We start from the raw sequence: 22,410 nt of genomic DNA, 5'->3' as shown, positions 1-22,410 counted from the left end.
AACTGGAGTTTGGAGAAAAGCGGAAGAATGCCCGTTATGCAGTAATAGTCTGCCCTAAATGCCGGCAGCACGTGCAGATCACTGAAACCGGAAAAAAGACCCTGAGATGCCAGCACTGCGGTGCTCTCCTCGAAACCCGAAAACTCAGGGTATTTCACTCTTCTGAAGAACTCGAGGATGCCGTGCTTTTCCGAACCCGTCTGCAAGCAGAAATCTCAGGAAAAGGCTATGAAGCCTTTTCGTTGCCTTCCTCCAAAGCCTCTGAGCACCGAGACCTCGAAACTAAAACCTCAATAAAAGTATTCAAACTCCCAGAGAAACCTCCATCCAGTGGGCTTCCTCCTAAAAAAGACCCTAAATTAACCCTTCTCGAAATTCTGAAAACTGCAGGCGGAAAAATTAAAAAAGACGAACTCCGACAGAAAGCCCTCGAAAAAGGAATATCTCAGGAAAGATTCGAATCAATCCTCAAAGCTCTCCTCGAAGCCGGAGACCTCTACTCTCCCCAACCCGGCATCATAAAAATTGTATGAAATATATAACTCTATGAAATGTATAATTCTACAGTCTGGTTATATTCGTTCATACAACTCTTCTGCTTGAGTGGGCAAAAATAATGATGCTTTTCTATTTACCCTTCTTCATAACGAGAAACCATTACTCTTGTTCATCATAAGTTAGCCCTCTTGAGCGAAGCGAAAAGGGCACCGTCCTCCCGAGACGGGACTCGGGCAGCGAAAAGGGCACCGTCCTCCCGAGACGGGACTCGGGAGACAAAAATATATTAAATACGAAAAGATTTACTATAATTGAATTTAAATAACAGTTGAATTCGTTTTCAGCAGGCTAAAAGAATAGATTTTGCTCAAATATTATTCTAAAATTTTAAAGCCCCGTCACAATTACAGAAAAATTCATTTTATCGAGTATAACGGTGTTAAACATGATGGATCCGCAAATTGAGCGAAAACTCATTGAAATTATGAGGGTGATTCACGAAAGTGACAAACCTATAGGCGCCCGGGCAATAGCTGACGAACTTAATAACCGGGGCTATGATATAGGAGAGCGGGCTGTCCGCTACCATCTGAGGATCCTGGATGAGAGAGGGTTTACATGCAAACACGGGTATGCAGGGCGTACACTTACCGAGCTGGGAGAAAGGGAGTTAAGTGACGCCTTGATTGCAGATCGATTTGGTTTTGTAATATCCCGAATAGAAGAAATGGCATACAGAACCACATACAATCCCGAGACCAACGAGGGAGTAGTACCCGTGAATGTCTCGTATTTTGATAAGGACGATTTAGAGACTGTTATTGAAGTGATCTCATATACTGCACACGAAGGGTATATGATAAGCTCCAGAGTAAAGATAATCGAGGAAGACGAGGAGACGGTTTCCCTTCCTCCTGGAAAAATCGGGTTAGCTACAGTGTGCAGTGTTGTTTTTGACGGGCTTCTTCTTAAAGCAGGCATCCCCGTGGAACCTGCCTACGGTGGAATTCTCCAGATAGAAAACCGAAAGCCTGTACGGTTTTTAGATTTAATTTCCTACAGCGGAACCTCAATCGACCCCATACAAATTTTCATGAGCAGAAAGACTACTTCTGTTCTTGACGTACTTGAGAAAGGGGAAGGCAAAATTCTTGCCAATATGCGGCAGATTAATTCCTCGGCTTATGACAGGGCTAACGAAGTTATTAAAAACGCAGAAAAAGTAGGTCTTGGAGGCTGCTTCCCTCCGGGGGAGATTGATGAAGCCCTGTTTGGGGCGCCTGTAGAGATCGGAAAGTTCGGAATTTCGATAGTAGGAGGCATTAACGGCATCTGTGCCCTTGAAGAGACAGGAATTAAAATCAAGACAAATCCTGTTTCTGCTCTTATGGAATACAAGAGTATGACTGAAATCTGAGGAAAGGATGTTCAGGCTTACTCTTGTTTACGACAATAAAGCCATTCAGGGTTTTACAGGAAGCTGGGGTTTTGCAGTTCTTATTCAAACAAATTACGAAACCCTTCTTTTCGATACTGGCTGGGATGGGCCACTCCTTCTAGAAAATTTGAAAAAGCTCAAGATTGATCCTGCAAGCATCAGAAAACTAGTTCTCTCCCACCAGCACTGGGACCATATAGGAGGTCTTCCCGAGATTTTTCAGGCAAATCCCGGGCTTGAGGTCTATGTCCCCGCTTCTTTTTCGAAGAATTTGAAAAGGGAAATTAAGAAAAGGGCTACTCTTATTGAGATAAAAGAGCCTGCCAAAATTTCTAAGGGAATTATGAGTACAGGAGAACTTGGAAACAAAGTAAAGGAGCAGGCGCTGATTCTGGATACTGGAGATGGGTGTTATGTACTTACAGGGTGTGCTCACCCAGGGCTTGCTGCAATTCTGAATAGTGCCAGCCGCTATGGAAGGATAAAGGGAATTCTCGGAGGGCTTCACGATAACGAGGAATTTGAAAGGCTGAGAGGGATGAGAATCATAGCAGCGGGCCATTGTACCGCCCACATAGAAAAGATTAAAGAACTTTTCCCGAAGGAATTCATAGAAATCGAAGTTGGTTTATGCCTGGATCTTAGATAAATTAAGTTTTCCTACAGAATTATCCTATTATTAATAAAATTTTTGGTCTAATAGATATGAAAACAGAGATTGTTCCGAGGAATTTCTTAGAATTTTTAATTTTTCTGAAATTTAAGATTTTAATTCTAATCGATACATAAAATTTACAAATAATGTATAATTAGAAATATAATGTCCTATAAAAGGAATAAAAGATTTGGTAAAAGATAGTGGAAGTCATACAAAAAAGCCATATTATTCGACTTTCGCTGTTTTCCTGCTATGTGAAACTTACTTTAAAGAAAATAATTTAGATTATTTTTCCGACAACGGGTAAAATGAAGAGGGAACCCGTATAAAAAAGAAATAAAGGGAGAAGTGTCTATGCTGGAAATAGAGGATCTGACTGTAGAGGTTGGTGGAAAAACCTTGCTTCACGATGTAAACCTCGAAGTCAAGAAAGGATATACCAATGTGCTTTTTGGGCCAAACGGAGCCGGAAAGTCAGCTCTGATGAGAACGATTATGGGTTTTAGCGAGTATAAAGTTGTAAAAGGCAGAATTCTCTTTAATGGAGAAGATATTACCAGCTTGCCAGTGGATGAGAGAGCCCGCCGTGGATTGGGAATTATGATGCAACGCCCCCCAGATATGTCCGGGATTAAACTCAGAGATCTTATAAAAGTGGTATCGAAAGGAGAGAAAGATCCTGAGACCCTTGCTAAAAACCTCAATATGGATCGTTTTCTTGATAGGGACGTAAATGTGGGCTTTTCTGGAGGAGAAATAAAACGTTCCGAACTTTTGCAACTTGCAGCACAGAATCCGGACCTGTATCTCCTGGATGAACCCGAATCGGGAGTGGATCTTGTAAGCATAGAACAGGTTGGACTGACAATAAAAGAATTACTTGGAGAAGGCATAGGCTGCCCTGGTGAAGGCTGCATAAGAGGAAAATCAGCCCTTATAATTACACATACCGGTCAGATCCTTGATTATGTAACTGCAGATAGAGGGTATATTCTCTGTAACGGAACAATCATGTGTTCAGGGAATCCTCTGAAAATGCTGGAAGAGATTAAGAGCAAAGGGTACGAGGAGTGTTTTGAATGCAAAATGATGATGTGAACCTGAAAAAAAGAGCAGAAGAGGCAGTCAATAAGAAGGCAGCATTCGGAGAGGACTTTGAACTGGAGAAGTTTGAGGAAGGTTCCAGGGTCAGCAAGCCTATAGAAGACCTCCAGACCCTTGATGAGGAAAGCAAAAGAACCCTGCTCCAGGTAGGAGTAATACCCAGTGAAGAAGGCCGTTCCGGCAGTCTGCTGGTGATTGATAATGCGGTTTCTCATTCTTCCCTGAAAGATAAGAATGTAGAACTTATGTCCACCCGGAAAGCCCTTCAAAAGTACGAGTGGCTCAAAGAATATTCCTGGAAGCTTGTAGCTGTCGATACTGACAAGTACACGGCAAAAACTTACCTTGAAGATGCAGACGGATACTTTATCCGGGTGCCTCCTGGCAAGAAAGCGTCCATGCCTGTCCAGACCTGCCTTCTACTTGGCAGTGACAGAGCTTTCCAGACCGTGCATAACATTATAATAGTCGAAGAGGGAGCTAGCCTTGACATAATTACAGGCTGTACGGCTAAAAAAGAAGTGGAAAAAGGCTTACACCTTGGAATTTCCGAGATGTACGTAAAGAAAGGCGCAACTCTGAATTTTACAATGATCCATAATTGGGCTGAGCAGATAGGTGTGAGACCAAGGACAGTAGTCCATGTGGAAGAAGGAGGAACCTACGTAAGCAACTATATCTGCTTAAAACCTGTTCGTTCAGTCCAGACCTACCCGACTGTCAAACTCGAAGGAGAAGGTGCAGTAACCAGACTAAATACTATAGCCATTTCCCATTCAGGTTCCGAACTTGATCTCGGAAGCAGGGCAATTTTTAATGCGCCTGGTACGAGAGCCGAACTCATCTCAAGAACTATCACAATTGGGGGAAAGATAATTGCGAGAGGGGAAATGATAGGCAATGCAAAAGGAGCAAAAGGACACCTTGAATGCAAAGGGCTTGTCCTTACCGATAAAGGAAGCCAGCTTGCAATTCCCATCCTTGAGGCAAACGTAGATGATGTCGAACTTACGCATGAGGCTGCCGTAGGGAAAATTGCTAAGGATCAGGTGGAATACCTGATGGCAAGAGGTCTTACCGAAGACGAAGCCGTAGGCATGATAGTGCGTGGATTCCTGGACGTTGGAATAAGGGGAATTCCTGAAGAGTTGAGAAACGAAATCGAAAATACAATCTCACAGACAGCCTTTGGAATGTAATCAGAATAACCTTAAAAAGGGTTTGTTAATCCGGCAGGAAAAAAGAGAAGCCTGCCGGCTTTTTATAGCGCACTTGCGGATTTTAATGAGCTGAATTTATGAATGATAGATACGTCTTTTTTAAGATAAAGTAAGATATTATACCCTGTTCTGTTTCCATCTTCTTATAGACTTTTATTTTTGCACGTCGGTAACGCAAGAAAGCAATAAAAAATGCAGTACTTTCTAATTCTGGCTGGAGAATACAGTACTTGGCATCGTATATATACTACGGCAATAATATTACAGTACTGTAGTACTCCAGAGGGATCGAAATGATAGACTTTGCCTGTAAAGAGTTCAAAATCGAAGATGTGATCAAGTGCGCCCTTAACCTTACAAAGGCAGACCTGAATGTTATGAAATATTTCTTAAACGAAGAAGAGCAGTGGTTTGACACAGACTATCTTTCAAAAGCTCTGAAACTGGATATTTCTACAATCCAGCGCTCTGTCAAAAAATTACATGAAAAGGAAATTCTACAGAGGTCGCAACAAAACCTGGACGGAGGAGGTTATGTTTATAAGTATAAGGTCAACTCAAGGGCTAAAATAAAAAATATTATAATGACTGTGGTGAATTCCTGGGCTGACCGGCTAGAACAGGAACTTGAAAAATGGGAAAACGGTGGTTGATTAATTTGCTTAAAATAACACCTTACCTGGGAATTCTGGTTCTTATTGTTTCTATCGGAGGTCTCTGGTATCCTGCTTTCGGGTATTTTATGCTGCTGATTTTTGCCGCGATCTTCCTTAGCAGTCCTTTCAGAGGTCGCTGGTTCTGCGGAAATCTCTGTCCCAGGGGAAGCTTTGTTGATTTCTGGGTCGATAAAATCTCAAGGAAAAAGAAGATCCCAGACACTCTACGGAGCCTGTGGGTCCGCCTGCCAATCTTTTTCCTGCTAATGGGTTTTATGGGGCACAGGATTACAAGCATCCTCGGAAGCCTCAATACTTTTGAGAAAATAGGCATGGTGTTTGTAATCATGTGTCTGGTGACAACTGCAATCGCTGTTCTTCTGGGCATTTACCTGAGCCCGAGAGCCTGGTGTTCTTTCTGCCCAATGGGAACAGCTCAGCGCCTTATTGGCGGAAAGAAGTATCCTCTTAAACTCGTATATGAAAAATGCGTTAACTGCAGCAAATGTGATAAGGTTTGCCCAATGCAACTTAAAATCCGTGAGAACGATATAATACCCGACTGTATCAAATGCGGACGCTGTGTGAGTGCCTGTCCTAAAGATGCCCTGAGTTTCTAAAGTTCGGCGACTTTATTTTTTTATAAGACTGACCTTGTGGTTGAGCTTATGCTGCAGATAAATAGCAGCGATTCCAGTATCTTTTCAGTCCATGATATGTGGAAAAGTTGAAAGGAAAGTGATAGTTCTTTCGACTTAATTTTTGAGCTGATCCCAAAACTTAAAATCGCTCCTCTTCAGAAAGTTTATTTAAAACGTACGGAGCTAACGTCGAGGGTGAAACCTCTGAAAATACAACTTTTATGAAGGTATTTAAAGATAAATAGCCAGTTCTGAGAGCAGAAAAGTCACAAAAATACTTCAGTATTCTCATGTAATATAATCTCCATCTGTGACATGATATGCTCAGGCTGGCAGCACAATCACATCACAGAAAGGGAGATTTACATGGCACATTAATATTATACCATTATATTTATAAATTTATCGTTAATATATGTATAAAGCCTTTGGTAATAGCATTATAATTTTTAATGTGTGTATGGGCTAGAGGCGTGATTTACACGCACATTGGTCACTCGGGTATTAAAAGATCCAGGAGATCTTGTTTTTGAGATCCAAAACTTGTGCTCCAGAGTAATTCTTATATAGAAGTGCTTGCATTAAGAATAGGAAAATTATGCACAAAGATAACGTGCTCAGGAATTCAATTAATAAAAATTTATAAAAATTCATAATCATAAAAGGAGATTGAAGCTTGGCAGCACAACCGATCTTTATTTTAAGGGAAGGCAGCAAGAGGACCCATGGTTCCGATGCCCAGCACAACAATATTATGGCCGCAAAAGCGGTTGCTGAAGCGGTAAGAACCACTCTTGGTCCCAAGGGTATGGACAAGATGCTTGTAGACTCCTTAGGTGACGTTGTTATCACCAACGACGGAGCAACAATCCTCAAAGAAATGGACATCGAGCACCCTGGTGCAAAGATGATCGTTGAAGTAGCCAAGACCCAGGATGCTGAAGTTGGAGACGGAACCACCACTGCAGCCGTACTTGCAGGGGAACTCCTGACAAAGGCTGAGGACCTGCTGGAAAGTGGAGTTCACCCCACAGTAATTGCAAACGGCTACAGGCTTGCAGCAGATCAGGCTATAAAGATAATCGATACCATCACTATCAGTGCATCTCCAGAAGACACCGAAACTCTCAAAAAGATTGCAGCAACAGCCATAACGGGAAAAGGTGCAGAATCCCACAAGGATCATCTTTCCAGTCTTGCAGTCAAGGCTGTGACCTCAGTTGCTGAGAGAAGCGAAGATGGGAAGATTACTGTGGACATCGAGGACATCAAGGTCGAAAAGAGACCGGGCGGAAGCATCAAGGACTCTGAGATTGTTGATGGTGTAATTATCGACAAAGAGCGCGTCCATCCAGCCATGCCTGAGGTCGTGGAGAATGCAAAAATCTTGCTCCTAAGCGTTCCCATAGAACTCAAGAAGACCGAGACCAAAGCAGAAATAAAGATCACCACTCCTGACCAGATGCAGCTCTTCTTAGACCAGGAAGAGGCAATGCTCAAGGAAATTGTGAATAAAGTAATCAACACAGGCGCAAACGTTGTTTTCTGCCAGAAGGGAATTGATGACCTTGCCCAGTATTATCTGACAAAAGCAGGAATCTTTGCCATGCGCAGGGTAAAGAAGAGCGACATGGAAAAGCTTGCCAGAGCAACAGGTGCAAGGATTATCACCAGCCTTGACGAGATTGAAGAGTCCGACCTTGGCTACGCAGGGCTTGTTGAAGAGAAAGACGTTACAGGCTCAAGGATGACCTTCGTTACAGGCTGCAAGGACAGCAAAGCCACCTCAATTCTCCTGCGCGGCGGAACCGAGCATGTTGTGGAAGTACTTGATAGAGCACTCGAAGATGCTCTCCGAGTAGTGGGCGTTGCTCTTGAAGATCAGAAGATTGTTGTGGGCGGCGGCTCACCCGAGATCGAACTGTCCCTCAGGCTCAAAGAATATGCAGCAACCCTTAAGGGCAGGGAGCAGCTTGCTGTAATGAAATTTGCCGAGTCTCTTGAGGTTATTCCTCACACCCTTGCAGAAAACGCAGGACTTGACCCGATTGATATGCTTGTGGAACTGCGCTCCCAGCATGAGAAAGGTAACAAGCGTGCAGGGCTTAATGTCTATACCGGCAAAGTCGAGGACATGTACGAGAACGATGTTGTCGAACCTCTGAGAGTCAAGACTCAGGCAATCAATGCAGCTACTGAGGCAGCAATTATGATTCTCAGAATCGATGATGTGATTGCCTCAGCCGGTGAAAAAGCAGGTCAGGGTCCAGGCGGCGGCCCAGAAGGTCCAGGCGGCGAAATGTCTGAAGAATTTTAAATGATTTAAGGTAGAATTTTAAATGCAGGAGTGCTGGAAATTTCCAGCACCCTTGATATTTCTCTTTTTAGAAGCTGTTCTTTATAATTTAAAGCATTTTTCAAAAAACATTTAAAAATTAAAAGTGAACGTTTTTAAAGCTCTTTTAACTGAGTATATTAAGCTAGACACAGTAATCGATAAGGACTGTTATCTAGCTTCATATCGACTGTTATCTAGCTTCATAGCATGAGATTTCCCTGGCATCTACCCTGACGGGTTTTCCAAGTTCATTTGAGATAACATTCTTTATCCTTGCTACGCATTTGCACTCAAGTTGGATGCGGGCGGACATGGCTTCTCGTTCTTCGATATAGAGTTCGTTCGAACTGACAACAGAATGGACTGAAACCTGTTTCTGCAAGACTTTTGCTATGAGACCCTGAGTCCCATCCGTGAGATCTTGGAGGCTGGTAGAGGTCAAGAGAACACTGTCTCCTGCGTTAAGCCCGAGTACTCCTACGAAGTTTTGTGGACTCCGAATCTCAAGAGTTCTGAGATGATGTCTCTTCAGAACCTCAATAAGAGAATCAGCAATTCCTGTTAACGCGATGTACTCCATGAGATCACCCGTACATTGGGAACTCCTTCCTTACTTCTCCTTTCTGCTCAACAGTCTGAACCTCTTCAGCAAGCCTCTGGAGTTCGGTCTCTATACGCTCAGCCTGCTCTATGAGCCGAGCCGTACTTATTGAAAATCCATAGAGTTCATTTAAGACCTCAATAACAGCAGAAGCAGCCCTTGGATCAGGATTCTGGGTTCTGGTAGCGCCAAGTAGACTAAATGCAGGAATTCCACGTTGCAAACATTCAGCCATCACGCTGCCCGATATCCCGGAAATTGTTCCCATTTGGAAAATTTCTACCTTGTCCCTGATTCTATCCAACATTTCTGGAGTGGTGGCTGCCCCGAAGACTTTATGCCCCCCGTTCAATATGGCAATTCCTGCGATGGAAGCGATTTCCCTTACGTTTATGGACTCAGCCCAGTCCACCAGAGCATTACTAACATCGTAGGAAACAGTATGACTGATAGGAATATCGGAGATTACAACAATCAGGTTATGTTCCACTTTCTCGTAAATCCTCACAGGCATATTTATAAGCCCCTCATAAAGCACCGCAATTGAGGGGAAATACCTTGAGTCAATAGAGCCGATATATTCCATTCTCAATTCTTCTATTATATGCTGACTTGCAATATTCCCCACAAGCCCGATTCCAGGAAAACCTTCAATCAGAACAGGATTTTTTGATCTCACAGGTTTTGTAATAATTCTCACATCATTGTTGTCGTAATCTGTACTTGACAAATAACCACCTCGGCGAATAAAACCCCTAGATTATATCTAATCTAATCCTAAATAAACAAGTTTCTCTAAAGACCGGGTTTTGCACTATTCCTACATATACCCTAACTGAAATTCACAACAACCCCAGGTTTCCAAACGCCATAACCCTTTTTGATAAGAGAGAATCCTTTTGTTATATATCTTTTCTCCTTACAGGAATAAATAATTCAGATGTCCAGATAATAAATTCAGTTTTTTCTCCAATGGAAGGCTTGACCGAGATTCTATTCTATAAAGGTAAATCGATAAGAATAATAATAGATAGAAAGAACCGTAAAAGAACTCATGGAAGGGAAAAAAGTTCAAATACAGGAGGGAAAAGCATGGAAAAATCCATTCTTTATTTTGACAACGTAGGGGAACAGAATACAGAAGCCGTTATTGAAGCGGCAGCAAAAAGGGCTGCAGAACTTCAAATCTCCCATATTGTGGTGGCAAGCACCAGCGGAAAAACCGCATTGAAAATGGCAGAAGCAGTAAAAGGGAGTGGTATAAAAGTTATTGGAATAAGCCACCAGTACGGTCAGAAAGAAAAAGGCAAATGGGAAGTGGAAGAAGAATACAAAAAGAAACTCGAAGCTCTTGGGGCGGTAATCGCCACTCAATCTCATATGTTTTCCGGAATTGAGCGCTCCATAACAAAGAAATTTGGTGGTTATTCACGAGCAGAAGTAATTTCTGATACCCTCAGATCTCTCTTCGGAAAAGGTTTTAAAGTAGCTATTGAGGTCGCAATTATGGCGGCAGATTCAGGTTATATCCCTGTTTCCGACAACACAGAGATTATAGCTATAGGAGGCACAAGACAGGGTGCAGATGTAGCTCTTGTCCTCAGGCCAGCCCACAGCATAGATTTCTTCTCCCTACAGGTTCGGGAAATTATTGCCATGCCGCGAGCTAAAGAAGATTAAATTCCCAAAGATAAATATATCTGAGCGGCATGTATAACCCCGGCATGTCAGCAATATTCGAAATTCTTGGTAAAGACGCAGGCGGCAGGATAGGCAGGCTCAGGACTCCCCATGGGACTGTTGAGACACCTACCGTCATGCCTGTGATTAATCCAAACATTCAGCTTATCCCCCCGAAGGAAATGCGAAACTTCGGGGCAGAGATCCTGATTACCAATTCTTACATTATCTACCGCAAGGAAGAACTGAGAAGTGTTGCCCTTGAAAAAGGGCTACACGGACTCCTGGACTTTGACGGACCCATCATGACGGATTCGGGCTCTTTCCAGCTTTCTGTATACGGGTCGGTGGAGGTTACGAATGAAGAGATTCTCGAGTTCCAGCAAAAAATAGGAAGCGATATAATTGTCCCGCTGGATATCCCGACGCCTCCTGATGTTCACTTCAGGAGGGCTGAAGAAGAACTTGCGGTCACAGCCGAACGGCTTGAGGCAGCCCGCAGGCTTATTCAGGGCGAGCAGCTTCTGGCAGGACCGGTCCAGGGTTCGACTTATCCTGAATTAAGGGAGAAAGCTGCTTCCTACCTTAAAGATCTTCATTTTGAAGTTTATCCCCTGGGTGCCGTTGTTCCGCTCATGGAAGCCTACCGTTACACAGAACTTGTTGACGTGATCGCCGCATCCAAAAGGGGGCTTTCTCCAGCTTCTCCAGTCCATCTCTTCGGGGCAGGTCATCCTATGATGTTTGCCCTTGCAGTAGCCCTGGGCTGTGATCTTTTTGATTCTGCAGCTTACGCCCTTTACGCCAAGGATGGGCGCTATATTACTGTAAACGGGACTTACCATGTTGAAAAATTAAATTATCTACCCTGCTCCTGTCCGGTCTGTTCAAGGTACAGTGCCGACGAACTGAGAAAAGCCGACAACCGGGAAGAACTCTTGGCAAGGCATAACCTTTACGCGACCTTTGCTGAGATCCGGCTGATTAAACAATGTATAAAAGATGGAAAACTGCTCGAACTTGTGGAGCAGCGCTGCCGTGCCCACCCGAAACTTCTTGATGGGTTAAAAGAACTTTATAGCCATTCTCCCTGGCTTGAGCAACTTGATCCGGCTACAAAAGGCACTTTCTTCTACTGCGGGCCAGAATCCGCTTCCCGTCCCGAAGTTCTTCGCTTTGGAAAACGGCTGGATAGGTTCAACCTGGAAGGCTCAGTAATAATTCGAACGACCCCTGTAAAAGGAGAGAAGGATTATGATCAGATTCTTATATTCAAAGCGCCTTTCGGGGCATTTCCTGCCGAAATGGAAGAAGTGTATCCCTTCAATGCCGAAGTCCCGAAATTCCCGGATTATGAGGCTCTTACCACAGCTCTTTCAAACACCCTTAAACTGATAGAACTGAACCCGCAGGCTGAGTTTACTTTTATCTGCGAGAAGGAGTTCAGTCACCCACTGATTGACGAGATAAACAAAAAAGCAAAACTGGTATACAGAGAAGACTGGAGAGAAGAATAATATTGAAGGGTTCATTAACGGCGTCGGAAATTCGTAAGTCTTTGAGACTTCTTCGAATCAAAATCCATCTCAAAAAGTTAAAAAGAAAACTTTTTTGAAGTGCAAACCTTTATAGAATTATCTGCAAAGAACCTTTTGAGCAAGGAAAAATCAGAATGCAAAGTTTTGATACAAAAATTCCTGTATAAATTTGAAAAATTTAGGTGAAACTATTGTCCCTTACAGCAAGAATTGGCGAACTCAGTCCCTATCTGCAGCTGTTGAGACCTGAACTCTACTACATGGACCTTACCCTACCTGCCTCGAGTGCAATCCTTGCTTCCTATCTGGCGACCGGGGGGCTTCCTGAGTTTCTTCCCTTTATGATTGCAGTAATAGGCGGCTTTGCAGCTATTACAAGTTCATACGTATTCAATGATTGCTGCGATATTGACATCGATACAATCAACCTGCCTGGTCGACCTCTGCCTTCATCCAGAGTTTCAAAGAATTCTGCACTCGCTTATGCCCTCTTTTTATTAGGAATTGCTGGCGCCGCGGCTGCTTATCTCAATCCTGAGTCTCTTATTGTCCTTTTTATTGCAGCTGGAACTATAACTATCTACTCGGCATTTGCAAAAAGAAATACCTTTCTCAGCTTCCTACCAGTGGGTATTTCCTACGGGCTGGTGCCTATCGGTGTCTGGCTTGCCTTTGACCCTGCAGGAATCTTGAAAGGTAATGATGGGGTGATTCTCCCTCTGCCAGCTATTTGCTTCGGGCTAATGATATGCGTTACTGATTGGGCTTTTACCCTCGGAGGAGTTTCCAGAGATGTGGAAGGGGACAGATTGAAAGGTGCACCTACTCTGCCAGTGACCTTCGGAATTCCCTTTACTGCCAGATTTGTTACCTTCTGGTGGGTTGTGGGAGTTATCGCTTCCTTGATAATAGGGTGGTCAGCTCAGCTCGGACCTGTGTATTTTGCAGGAGCCCTTGCTTCGGGACTCTGGATGCTTGCCCAATGTCTTGATTTTATTAAACATCCTACTCCGGAGAGAGGCGGCACACTTTTCCTTAATGGTTCAAATTACAGAGCGATTATGTTCGGATCAATGATTCTGGATGTCGTGCTGTGCATTTACGCAGGGGTATACACCTCCATTCTCTGGTAAAAAGGTAGAGAAAAATGGATGCAGATATTATTGTAGTAGGGGCATCTCCTGCAGGGCTGATGGCTGCAAGGAATGCCTGGGAAAAAGGATCGTCAGTTCTTTTACTGGAAAAAAAAGAGAAAATAGGGCATCCTCCCCATCCTGCAAATTCGTTTTTTAAGGGGATGTTCGATAAATGTGGAGAGAAAGTGGATCCTTCCTATGTGACGCATTATCTCAAAGGTATGAAGATTATTTCCCCGTCAGGAAGGATAGTGGAGGTTGAAGCTCCCGGGTATGCGATTGATAAAACCGCCTTTGACAGGTTTTATGCGAAAAAAATACTAAAATCCGGCGTAGACCTTCGAGAGGGAATTGAAGTTCGGGAAATCCATAGAGAAGAAGAGAATTTTATTGTCAACACCTCTGGCGGGATATTCACCTCGAAACTGATTATTATTGCCAACGGTATAAACTCAAAACTGGCTTCCCATCTGGGTCTGAAAACAATGAGATACCCTGAAGATATTGCGTGGGGAATTGAACTGGATATTAAAAGCCCCGGGCTTGGTAAACCGAAGATGTTTGAGTATTACATAGGAAATCATGCTCCTGGATGGAAGACTACATATGCCCCAAGAGGAGGCGATAATGCCTCAATTGGAGCCTATGTCCGCAGATGTGGAACGGACGCAACGCCTTACCTTAATGCCTGGGTTGAGAATTTCAAAAAGCTTAAAGGGCTCAAAGAGCTTGAGGTTGTAAGAAAGCTTTCAGGTGGAGACCCCATAGTAACGATTCCGAAAGAATACATAACCGACGGGATAATGGTTGCTGGTGGAGCAGCAGGTCAGTCAGGAATAGGCTATGCGATGAGGGCAGGTCAGATCTGTGGAGATGTGGCTGCAGATGCCGTAAGAAAAGGAAATGTCTCTAAATCTGCCCTTTTAGAGTACCGGAGGATCTGGGAAAAAGAATTTAAAGCAGAGCATTACCTGGGACGTATAGGGCTTGAGACCCTCAGAAAAATGACGGATAAGGAAATTGATGAGATGGTAAAGGTTTTTGAAAAAGAGGATCTTTCATTTATTCATGGAAGCTCAATTGAGCAGGCAATGCAAATTTTTGCATTCATGCTAAAGAAAAAACCTTCTGCCATCCTAAAGTGCAGGGCACTTCTGAGGAATAAATAAACTGAAGTTTAAAAGAGCAAGAGAACAGAACTTATATTGACATTAGCATCAACTATCAGGTGCAGGAAGCAATATGCAATACGACTTCTTTAAAAGCCCGATTCTTAGAGTTTATACCGAAATCGAAGACGGATACATGAGGATGAAAGTCAGCGGGGCTGGGTCTTTCCTTATGAGAAAAAGCCTTGAAAAAAATCTTTCACTTTTTGAAGGTGAGAAGCCTGTAAAAACAGAGGCAGACAGGCTCATCTGTTCAACCTGGATGCCCCCGGTACCAAGCCCGGGTTTTGACCGCCTGGTAAAAAGCCAGTTTTTTTCCTTTCTGGGAAAAATGATCCCGGACCAGGTAACTATATCCATTACTGAAGAATGCCCTAACAACTGTATCCACTGTGCTCTGCCTGACACGAAAAACCGGAAAAAACTTGCCCCCGAAACCGTAAAATCCATAATAGACCAGGTACTTGAGATGGGCACAACCTTCGTGATCTTTGATGGAGGTGAGCCCCTTACATATCAGGGTCTAGAAGATCTCATAAGGTATGTTAATCCTGAGAAAGCTATTACAGGCTTGTTCACTTCGGGGGCAGGGCTGACCCAAGAGCGTGCCAGCAGCCTGAAAGAAGCAGGGCTTTATTCCCTTACTGTCAGCTTTGACAGCGCATATGAAGAGAAACATGATTACGTAAGGGGCAGAAAAGGAGTTTTTAAAAGTGCAGTTGAAGCCGTCAAAAACGGAGTCAATGCAGGGCTCCTTGTAAATATATATGTTGTGCTTTCCAGAGACAATGTGAACGAGCTTGATGAATTATATGCTCTTGCATCCAAACTCAAAGTCCACGAGCTTTCCTTTTACGAGATAGTCCCCACTGGCAGGTGGATGGATCACGCCTCCGAAATAATGACTCCAAAAGATTTAAGAAAATTTGATAACTTTGTATCCAGAGCCAGGGAAAAAGAAGGTCCCAGAGTCTTTCCCATCCCTCAGGTTATGAAGACTACAGGCTGCATGGCAGGCCGTAAGTGGCTCCATATCACCCCGGAAGGGGATATTCTCCCCTGCGCCTGTATCCCGATTCCTTATGGAAACGTCCATAGAGACAGGATAAAGGATGTCTGGAAAAAGATCAGGGAAGATCCTGTATATAATGCAAAGTGCTGCCTTATGAGGAATCCTGAATTCAGGGAGAAATATCTAAATCTCCTTGAATAAATCGAAAAATATGAAGGCTGCCTTATGAGGAATCCTGAATTCAGGGAGAAATATCTAAATCTCCTTGAATAAATCGAAAAATATGAAGGCTCCGGATTGGAAGTAATTCTTAATAATTTACAATAATTTTAGTAATGTAATGGAGAATCTCAGAATAGATTGAAAATAATAATTGAAAATAAAAGTAAAGAGGAAACCAGAATAATATAGAAAACCGGAAAGTGTAAGAAGAGTCAACCTGGGAAAAATAGAATAAGTGACAAGTATAGAGCAGGCCGGGAAAATAGGGGTGCAGATCTATCTCGACCTGCAACGGAAATTGATATTTTTCAGCTAATTTTTACTAAGATGGATTAGACTAAACCCGACCTTTGAAGAGTCATAAGATCTTCGGTGGTGAGTTTCGCTCCGCCCTTGAACTTTTCGAAGATGGACTTAGCATCCTTCTGAAGCTCGGACTTGACAACTCGTGACTTTCCTTCTTTCTCTTTCTTCTTGAGTTTAAAGATTTCTTTGTCAAGCTCCCGAATTTCCTTCTGGGCATTGATAAAAATCTTGTGCTGTTCGTCAGCTGCTTCCTGAGCTCTTACAAATTCCCGGTGGGCAATGTCAGACTCTGCCCTGGTTCTGTCAGCCTCTTTGAAAGCGGCAATCATCTTCTCATGGTATTCCTGAGCCTTCCTGGCATACTCAGCCAGCTGGTTGTGGTATTCTGAGGCTTCATCTCGGATCCTCTGGGCTTCGTCCAGAATGTTCTTCAGTTCGAGGTTGCTCTCAAGCTGGGATTTTTTGATCTGGTATTGTTTTTGAAGCTGAGTAATCTTGCCAACGAGTTCCCTTTCCTTGCTTGTGCTCAAGACTTCAGTCTGCTGGGCAAATTCAAGGCGATCGATGTCTTTTCTCAGGGCTTTTATTGATGGGCCACCCAGGTTGTTCTGTTTCCTGATAGCATCAGCCTTTGCAAAGAGTTCGTTTGCCCTGGCATTGGTTTCGTCGCGTTTATTCTTGAATTCGCTGACCTTCTCGTTGATTTCATCCCTGAGGGCTTTTAATTCCTGGGCTTCATTGATAAGGTCTTTTGTCTTCTTGTTCAGTTCATTACGCTTCGCAGCGAGGGCGCTAGCCTCTGCGTTTAAAGCATTTCTCTTTTCCTTAGCTTCTTCAGAAATGATCTTCAAATCTGATCTTTTTTTCTGCAATTCTTTTAGCATCTCTTATTGTGCCTCCCGATCCAGCAAAAAAGCTGGCATTTTGGTAGTTCTACTGTTCGATGTCGACATGCTGTGCCTGATTACAACATTGATAAGAAAGAGATTCAAGAACAGGGATAACGGCTCTAAGATCTTTTTTTGTTATGACCACGTCCGCATATTCCCTCAGGATGGGCTTGGGATTGAAAGCTATGGCAAAACCTGCCTTCTCAAAAATACAGGCATCATTTGCGCCGTCCCCGACAACCACACATTGCTCTGGCCGGACTCCGTTGAGCCGGGTAAGTTCCTCAAATACCTTTGCTTTTGAGTCGCTCTGTGTGATAGGGCCAACAACTTTGCCTGTAAGGCAGCCGTCTTCCACAAGCAGTTCGTTGGAAACAATGAAATCGATACCAAGCACCTTACCTATTACATCAGCAGAGATAGTAAATCCGCCTGAGATCATTGCAGTTTTATAGCCCCTACTTTTGACGTAGAGAATAAGTTCTGCCGCTCCCGGCATCAGATTGATTTTGTCTACTGCGTCAAGGGCAGTTTCAAGGGGAAGTCCCTTAAGAAGTCTTACCCTTTCGATAAGCGCTTGCTCGAAATCAAGGTCTCCATACATCGCTCTCTTTGTAATCTCCTCTACTTTGCTTACAACACCTGCAGCCCTGGCGAGCTCATCGATAGTCTCAGCGTCTATAAGGGTGCTATCCATATCAAAAACAATCATTTTGTTTTCTGTAGAATTGTACGTAGGACAGTTCACTCAATCAAAACCTGGACCTGAATAATTTTAAATATAGCGGGATGATTCCCGAAAAAGGGCAGCTGCCTGGTACCTCCTTCAAAGGTACCCCCGCAACTCAGTATAAGGTATTTGCCCTGACATTAAAAGCCCACCAACGGATAAAGTTTTCAAATTATAGTACGGGTCCTGTTAAACAAAACCACAAAACAACAGCATTGATGTCAACGTTTTTGAGTGAAATAAATCACATCCTTTTTAAGCTTTTCGGAGGAGCTCAAAAACATACTGAATAATGATTATATATTGCATATATATTTATAAAAATAAGTTTGATAAGGTACGAAGATTGCCAAAAGAGTTATAAACCCTTTAGGAATTCCATTATTGAAGAAATTGGTTAACAAAGGATTTTGAGAAAAATGGTCAACATAGGTTTTATAAAAATGGGCAACCTGGGTATGAGCCAGGTTATTAATCTGATCCAGGATGAAATTGCAGCTAGAGAAGGGATTACAGTACGTGTATTTAGTACAGGGGCTAAGATGAGCCCTGCCGAAGCTGCAGATACTGAAAATTTCAAGCAATGGAATCCAGATTTCGTGGTAATTATCAGCCCGAATGCAGCAGCTCCGGGTCCCACTGCGGCTCGTGAGATCTGGAAAGACGTCCCCTGTATTGTTGTCTCAGATGGCCCAACAAAGAAAGAAGCCAGAGAAGCTCTTGAGCAGGAAGGCTTTGGATATATAATTCTCCCAGTAGACCCTCTTATCGGAGCAAAGAGAGAGTTCCTTGACCCAGTGGAGATGGCATCCTTTAACTCCGATGCAATGAAAGTGCTATCTGTATGTGGTGTTGTTAGACTCATTCAAGAAGAACTGGATAAGGTAACCGACCAGGTTGCATCTGGCAAATCAGGAAAGGAACTGGAGCTCCCACACATTTTTGCAAAACCTGAGAAATGTGTTGAGCATGCTGGATTTGCAAACCCTTATGCAAAAGCAAAAGCTCTTGCTGCTCTTCATATGGCTGAGAAAGTAGCACAGGTTAACTTCCCCGCATGTTTCATGTTAAAAGAAATCGATCAGGTGTGCCTTACAGCCGCAGCCGGACATGAGATAATGGGAGCTGCTGCACAGCTTGCAATGCAGGCAAGAGAAATTGAAAAATCCAATGATACAGTATTTAGGCAGCCCCATGCAAAGAACGGCGCTCTGCTGAAAAAAGTAAAATTATACGAAAAGCCACAATAATCCCGGATCACTTTAAGGTTAAAACCAGAAGCTGAATTGGAGGAGATAAAATTTCCCTTGTAAATAAGAGGGACAGATCCTCCAATAACCACTTTTTTATTATCCGTCTGAGTATAAGCAATTATTGCCTGCTTTTTATTTCTCTGAGTTCTCAACCTCTTGCAATACTGAGGTATATTCTTGAAAAATGGACTGCAGGTCTATGATAGCCAGTATATCTACAATCCCTAGAGCTGCGATAGCTTTCCCGTCTTTTGAGCGAATGGGCGCAACAACTACATGTTTTCCCTTGTATACGCCTTCTGTAGGAACTTCGTGGATAACTTCATTTGTTTCCAATACTTTTTCGAGCACAGGTCCTGTGTAATCCCTATCAAGGATTTCCCCTTTTTCCAGGCGAAGCCCTTTTCGCTTGAGACTGCGAATTGTCGTAGGTAGTCCGGTGACCGAGTGTACTGCGACTGCTATTGCCTCAAGGTCTTCAGGTCCTGAATCTTCTGAGATAAATAGGGTAGTAATCTTTTTCACCCCCGTGAATAACTGGAGACCGGGCAGGATAAAAAGTAGGGGTTTCTAACCAATGAAAAGTTGAATCCCACTTTCCGGTCATATTTACAATATGTTTTTTCAAAGAATATATACTCACTCCTCATTTTCAAGAGCTCTTATGAATGCCTGCTTATGCAGTTCCCCTGATTCATGGATTCCTCCAAGGTCGCCACGTGTTGCTCTGCAGGGGTAATGCTGGATATACAATCCAGCTCTTGGAGGCGCATCCTTTATATCCATTCCAACTATTTCTTTCGCCATATGCCAGGTACTCCCGCATGGAGCCCCCCTTATTACCTTGACGTCGGCAATCTTTCCATTTTTTGTCTTTACCTCCAGAATAGGAGACCCAAAGAGATCCGTAAACGGCTTATTGAAAGCATTGGGCTCAAGACTGCAGCAGATTTCATCTACTTCTATATCCATGCCTGAAGCTTCAGAGATCTTTTTGAGTTCGGGAACTGAAGCTCTGGACGGTCCACCTGGAACTATAAGAGAACGTACACCAGCTTCTGCTGCAAGCTTTGCAATTGCTGATGTCAGATCCGGATGCAGTGAGTAAGTAATTATGATCTCGGCAGAGAAAACTTGCCTGTTAAAATTAAGGGCGTCGAGAAATTCATCAGGCTCTTCGATAAATACAGGCACGAACTCAGGAAGGTCTGCAGTCACAATCGAGAAATCACTATGCTCTTTGATAGTTTCAATCAGACGGTGCCCGTATTTGCCCCGTGTGATAACTCCTATTACAGTCATTACTCTAAGTTTATTTTAATATTGTATAAATAGATGCTTATTTTTATCTGAATTATACTGTGACTCGATACCTATACATTGAGTTAAAATCTTACCATAAACCGGGAAGCCTGTAGATTATAAATATAGATAACGCATTTCATTAAAAATCTCTTAAAAAAAAAGACGGTACTTATGAGAGGGAAACTGATCACACTTGAGGGCATTGACGGCTCGGGCAAAAGTACGGTTGCGGGAAAGCTTCAGGAAAACCCTGCTATTAAGGCTTTTGAACCTGTGTTTACCAGAGAGCCTACGAAAGGCACTCTGACTGGAGATGCTGTGGAAAAAGCCATTCAGTCAGATACTGACCAGCTTGCCGAGCTCTTCCTTTTTACAGCTGACCATGCCGAACATCTGGCTAAGATTGTAAAGCCTGCACTTGAGAAGGGAAAAATTGTAATTTCTGACCGCTATTCTGATAGTCGATACGCTTATCAGGGCATAACCCTGAAAACTCACCTGGAAAACCCTCTTGAATGGGTAAAGAATCTTCATCGGGACTGGACTATCGTTCCGGATTTAACTTTTCTTTTTGATATCAGGCCTGAAGTCTCAATTCAGCGATGTGGAAAACGAGGAGAGCAAAGCAAGTTCGAAAAAATTGAATTTCTACGGAAAGTCAGGGAGATTTTCCTCAGGCTTGCAAGAGAAGAGCCTGAACGTTTCATTATAATCGATGCTTCCCGTTCCCCTGAATACATAGAAAAGGAAGTAACCGAAAAAATTCTGGAGTTCCTAAGCAGGAACTGACCAGATAGATTGAATTGGAAGATTGAACCCGAAATATCCTGTTAGAGTCCATTATCGTCAGCAAATTTGATCAGAGCTTCCCCTAGCATTCTTACATGGGCAGGGTTAAGGTTAAACCTGGATTTTTTCATGCCTCCCCTTTCCTTTGCTAGTTCGACATATTCCTTCTCAAAGCGGTCGCTGTGTGCAAGGGAGATCGTCATATACCAGCCTCCCCCCATTTTGATTTCCATATATCCCACTCCGCTTTTTTCTTCAATTTTTTCTTCACTATTCTCTTCAGATATATTCTTCTTTACCATATCTCGTAACCTCATAATCTCTTGGTTTTAAGTGAGGTCTGCTGCTCGAATACAAAGACCAAAAACACCCGATTTATACAAGACATATAAGGGCTGAAGTAAAAAGCATTTCCGATATAAGGGTTATTTTTTATTATTTGGTCTAAGTCCTGAACTCAATACAGTTTGTGGAACCGATCCTGAATGAATGGCGGTCGCAATCAGGGCTCCTTTTACCTCAAGTTCTTCAAGAGTAAAAAGATCCTCCATATCCTTGACTCCTCCTGCAAGAAGTACACTATGGCTGGAGCATTTAACGAGTTTCCGGAGGAAATCAGGATCAAACCCTGAGGCAGTTCCAACTCTGTCAAGATCAAGGAAGATAAGATCTTTTAAGGGGAAGCTATTTAACAGTTTTACGATCTCAAAAGGTGACTCGGGAAGCTCTGGATCCTTTTTCAGGACTTTGCCATGCTTAATATCAATACTGACACTGATCTTTCCGGGGTTTCCAGAGGCTGCGTCCCTTATTGTCGAAAGCATACCTGTCTCTGTACCTATTACAGCAGTCCCTGCAATGGAAAGAGCTTTATCTACATCCTGTAGAGACGAGATCCCGAAATCAAGCATTGTGTCTGCTCTTAAACTTACTTCCCGGATTACTCCGACGTTTGTCTCGAGAGACCCTTTGCCCTGGAGTACGTTAAGGTCGGCAATGTAAACTTCCCTGGGATGCAGGAGTTCAACTATATCGACAGGGTCCGAGCTGCTGCATACTTTACTTGAATCTGAAATCGGACGGTAGTTTTCCCTGTTACCTCCCTTTGCAAGAACTACGCTACGGTTAAATATATCCATCACAAGAATTACTCGGAACATACTTATTCAATAGCTGCATCATCCTATAAAAAAATGTAAAATAAAGCGTATTGTATAAAAAGAATA

23 protein-coding genes are annotated in these 22,410 nt (G+C 43.1%); 15 read left to right on the top strand and 8 right to left on the bottom strand.

Translation table 11 applies throughout. From position 1 onward, the window contains the following. Window positions 1-2: 2 nt before the first annotated feature. The 8 genes from MSTHT_RS09145 (at window position 3) to thsB (ending at window position 8,532) form a co-directional block, all read left to right on the top strand. The gene (locus MSTHT_RS09145) at window positions 3-533 is read left to right on the top strand and encodes a DUF5817 domain-containing protein (protein ID WP_048167510.1); all 531 of its coding nucleotides are present in this window, start codon (window positions 3-5) and stop codon (window positions 531-533) included. Window positions 534-943: 410 nt separating this feature from the next. Continuing rightward, the gene (locus MSTHT_RS09140) at window positions 944-1,915 is read left to right on the top strand and encodes a DUF128 domain-containing protein (RefSeq protein ID WP_048167509.1); all 972 of its coding nucleotides are present in this window, start codon (window positions 944-946) and stop codon (window positions 1,913-1,915) included. Window positions 1,916-1,922: 7 nt separating this feature from the next. Beyond that, window positions 1,923-2,585: an MBL fold metallo-hydrolase gene (locus tag MSTHT_RS09135; RefSeq protein WP_048167508.1), complete on the top strand. Its 663-nt coding sequence runs from the start codon at window positions 1,923-1,925 to the stop codon at window positions 2,583-2,585. A 363-nt stretch (window positions 2,586-2,948) separates the two neighbouring features. Then, entirely contained in the window at window positions 2,949-3,692 is a 744-nt protein-coding gene (locus tag MSTHT_RS09130; RefSeq protein ID WP_048167507.1) for an ABC transporter ATP-binding protein, read from the top strand. Beyond that, a complete protein-coding gene (locus MSTHT_RS09125) occupies window positions 3,674-4,897 on the top strand; it encodes a SufB/SufD family protein (RefSeq protein ID WP_048167506.1) in 1,224 nt (407 codons plus the stop codon). Before MSTHT_RS09130 ends, MSTHT_RS09125 begins: the two co-directional genes overlap by 19 nt. 314 nt (window positions 4,898-5,211) lie before the next feature. Beyond that, window positions 5,212-5,571 (top strand): helix-turn-helix domain-containing protein, encoded by a 360-nt coding sequence (locus MSTHT_RS09120; RefSeq protein ID WP_048167505.1) that lies wholly within the window; start codon window positions 5,212-5,214, stop codon window positions 5,569-5,571. 5 nt (window positions 5,572-5,576) lie between these two features. Next, window positions 5,577-6,194: a 4Fe-4S binding protein gene (locus MSTHT_RS09115; protein ID WP_231588053.1), complete on the top strand. Its 618-nt coding sequence runs from the start codon at window positions 5,577-5,579 to the stop codon at window positions 6,192-6,194. A 697-nt stretch (window positions 6,195-6,891) separates the two neighbouring features. Then, window positions 6,892-8,532 carry a thermosome subunit beta gene (thsB, locus tag MSTHT_RS09110; RefSeq protein ID WP_048167504.1) on the top strand — a complete coding sequence of 547 codons (1,641 nt, stop codon included), beginning with the start codon at window positions 6,892-6,894 and terminating at the stop codon, window positions 8,530-8,532. Window positions 8,533-8,743: 211 nt separating this feature from the next. Here the strand turns inward: thsB and MSTHT_RS09105 are convergent, their stop codons facing one another. Together MSTHT_RS09105 and MSTHT_RS09100 are read right to left on the bottom strand one after the other, a co-directional pair. Beyond that, window positions 8,744-9,133: a DUF473 domain-containing protein gene (locus MSTHT_RS09105; protein WP_048167503.1), complete on the bottom strand. Its 390-nt coding sequence runs from the start codon at window positions 9,131-9,133 to the stop codon at window positions 8,744-8,746. 4 nt (window positions 9,134-9,137) lie between these two features. Beyond that, window positions 9,138-9,884 (bottom strand): proteasome assembly chaperone family protein, encoded by a 747-nt coding sequence (locus MSTHT_RS09100; protein ID WP_048167502.1) that lies wholly within the window; start codon window positions 9,882-9,884, stop codon window positions 9,138-9,140. A 362-nt stretch (window positions 9,885-10,246) separates the two neighbouring features. On the opposite strand from MSTHT_RS09100, the gene MSTHT_RS09095 reads away from it, so the two are divergent. The 5 genes from MSTHT_RS09095 (at window position 10,247) to MSTHT_RS09075 (ending at window position 15,890) form a co-directional block, all read left to right on the top strand. Continuing rightward, window positions 10,247-10,834 carry a pyruvate kinase alpha/beta domain-containing protein gene (locus MSTHT_RS09095; RefSeq protein WP_048168507.1) on the top strand — a complete coding sequence of 196 codons (588 nt, stop codon included), beginning with the start codon at window positions 10,247-10,249 and terminating at the stop codon, window positions 10,832-10,834. A gap of 44 nt (window positions 10,835-10,878) precedes the next feature. After that, window positions 10,879-12,351, top strand: coding sequence for a tRNA guanosine(15) transglycosylase TgtA (tgtA, locus tag MSTHT_RS09090; protein ID WP_048168506.1), 1,473 nt, complete (start codon window positions 10,879-10,881; stop codon window positions 12,349-12,351). Between the two features lie 212 nt (window positions 12,352-12,563). Further along, entirely contained in the window at window positions 12,564-13,505 is a 942-nt protein-coding gene (locus tag MSTHT_RS09085; RefSeq protein WP_048167501.1) for a UbiA prenyltransferase family protein, read from the top strand. A gap of 14 nt (window positions 13,506-13,519) precedes the next feature. Next, on the top strand, window positions 13,520-14,677 hold the full coding sequence (locus tag MSTHT_RS09080; protein ID WP_048167500.1) for an NAD(P)/FAD-dependent oxidoreductase: 1,158 nt from the start codon (window positions 13,520-13,522) through the stop codon (window positions 14,675-14,677). 73 nt (window positions 14,678-14,750) lie between these two features. Continuing rightward, window positions 14,751-15,890, top strand: coding sequence for a radical SAM protein (locus tag MSTHT_RS09075; protein ID WP_048167499.1), 1,140 nt, complete (start codon window positions 14,751-14,753; stop codon window positions 15,888-15,890). Between the two features lie 353 nt (window positions 15,891-16,243). Here MSTHT_RS09075 and MSTHT_RS09070 read toward each other — a convergent pair whose 3' ends face one another. Continuing rightward, window positions 16,244-17,101, bottom strand: coding sequence for a coiled-coil protein (locus MSTHT_RS09070; protein WP_048167498.1), 858 nt, complete (start codon window positions 17,099-17,101; stop codon window positions 16,244-16,246). Window positions 17,102-17,150: 49 nt separating this feature from the next. Beyond that, a complete protein-coding gene (gene serB / locus MSTHT_RS09065; RefSeq protein WP_048167497.1) occupies window positions 17,151-17,855 on the bottom strand; it encodes a phosphoserine phosphatase SerB in 705 nt (234 codons plus the stop codon). 401 nt (window positions 17,856-18,256) lie between these two features. Between serB and MSTHT_RS09055 the strand changes: the two genes are divergently transcribed. Then, the gene (locus MSTHT_RS09055; RefSeq protein WP_048167495.1) at window positions 18,257-19,087 is read left to right on the top strand and encodes a F420-dependent methylenetetrahydromethanopterin dehydrogenase; all 831 of its coding nucleotides are present in this window, start codon (window positions 18,257-18,259) and stop codon (window positions 19,085-19,087) included. A 135-nt stretch (window positions 19,088-19,222) separates the two neighbouring features. On the opposite strand, the gene MSTHT_RS09050 is transcribed toward MSTHT_RS09055, so the two are convergent. Together MSTHT_RS09050 and MSTHT_RS09045 are read right to left on the bottom strand one after the other, a co-directional pair. Further along, on the bottom strand, window positions 19,223-19,606 hold the full coding sequence (locus MSTHT_RS09050; protein WP_181952178.1) for a DUF2111 domain-containing protein: 384 nt from the start codon (window positions 19,604-19,606) through the stop codon (window positions 19,223-19,225). A 123-nt stretch (window positions 19,607-19,729) separates the two neighbouring features. Next, window positions 19,730-20,392, bottom strand: a complete 663-nt coding sequence (locus MSTHT_RS09045; protein WP_048167493.1) for a DUF166 domain-containing protein — start codon at window positions 20,390-20,392, stop codon at window positions 19,730-19,732. A gap of 174 nt (window positions 20,393-20,566) precedes the next feature. Between MSTHT_RS09045 and tmk the strand changes: the two genes are divergently transcribed. Next, window positions 20,567-21,184 carry a dTMP kinase gene (tmk, locus tag MSTHT_RS09040; RefSeq protein WP_048167492.1) on the top strand — a complete coding sequence of 206 codons (618 nt, stop codon included), beginning with the start codon at window positions 20,567-20,569 and terminating at the stop codon, window positions 21,182-21,184. A 41-nt stretch (window positions 21,185-21,225) separates the two neighbouring features. Here tmk and MSTHT_RS09035 read toward each other — a convergent pair whose 3' ends face one another. Then, entirely contained in the window at window positions 21,226-21,486 is a 261-nt protein-coding gene (locus MSTHT_RS09035) for a hypothetical protein (RefSeq protein WP_048167491.1), read from the bottom strand. A 123-nt stretch (window positions 21,487-21,609) separates the two neighbouring features. Beyond that, window positions 21,610-22,344 (bottom strand): HisA/HisF-related TIM barrel protein, encoded by a 735-nt coding sequence (locus tag MSTHT_RS09030; protein ID WP_048167490.1) that lies wholly within the window; start codon window positions 22,342-22,344, stop codon window positions 21,610-21,612. Window positions 22,345-22,410: the final 66 nt, after the last annotated feature.

The organism is Methanosarcina thermophila TM-1 (assembly GCF_000969885.1).
Classification (GTDB): domain Archaea; phylum Halobacteriota; class Methanosarcinia; order Methanosarcinales; family Methanosarcinaceae; genus Methanosarcina; species Methanosarcina thermophila.
Note: the sequence above shows the minus strand (reverse complement) of the source record. Positions and strands in the feature narration are given on the sequence as shown.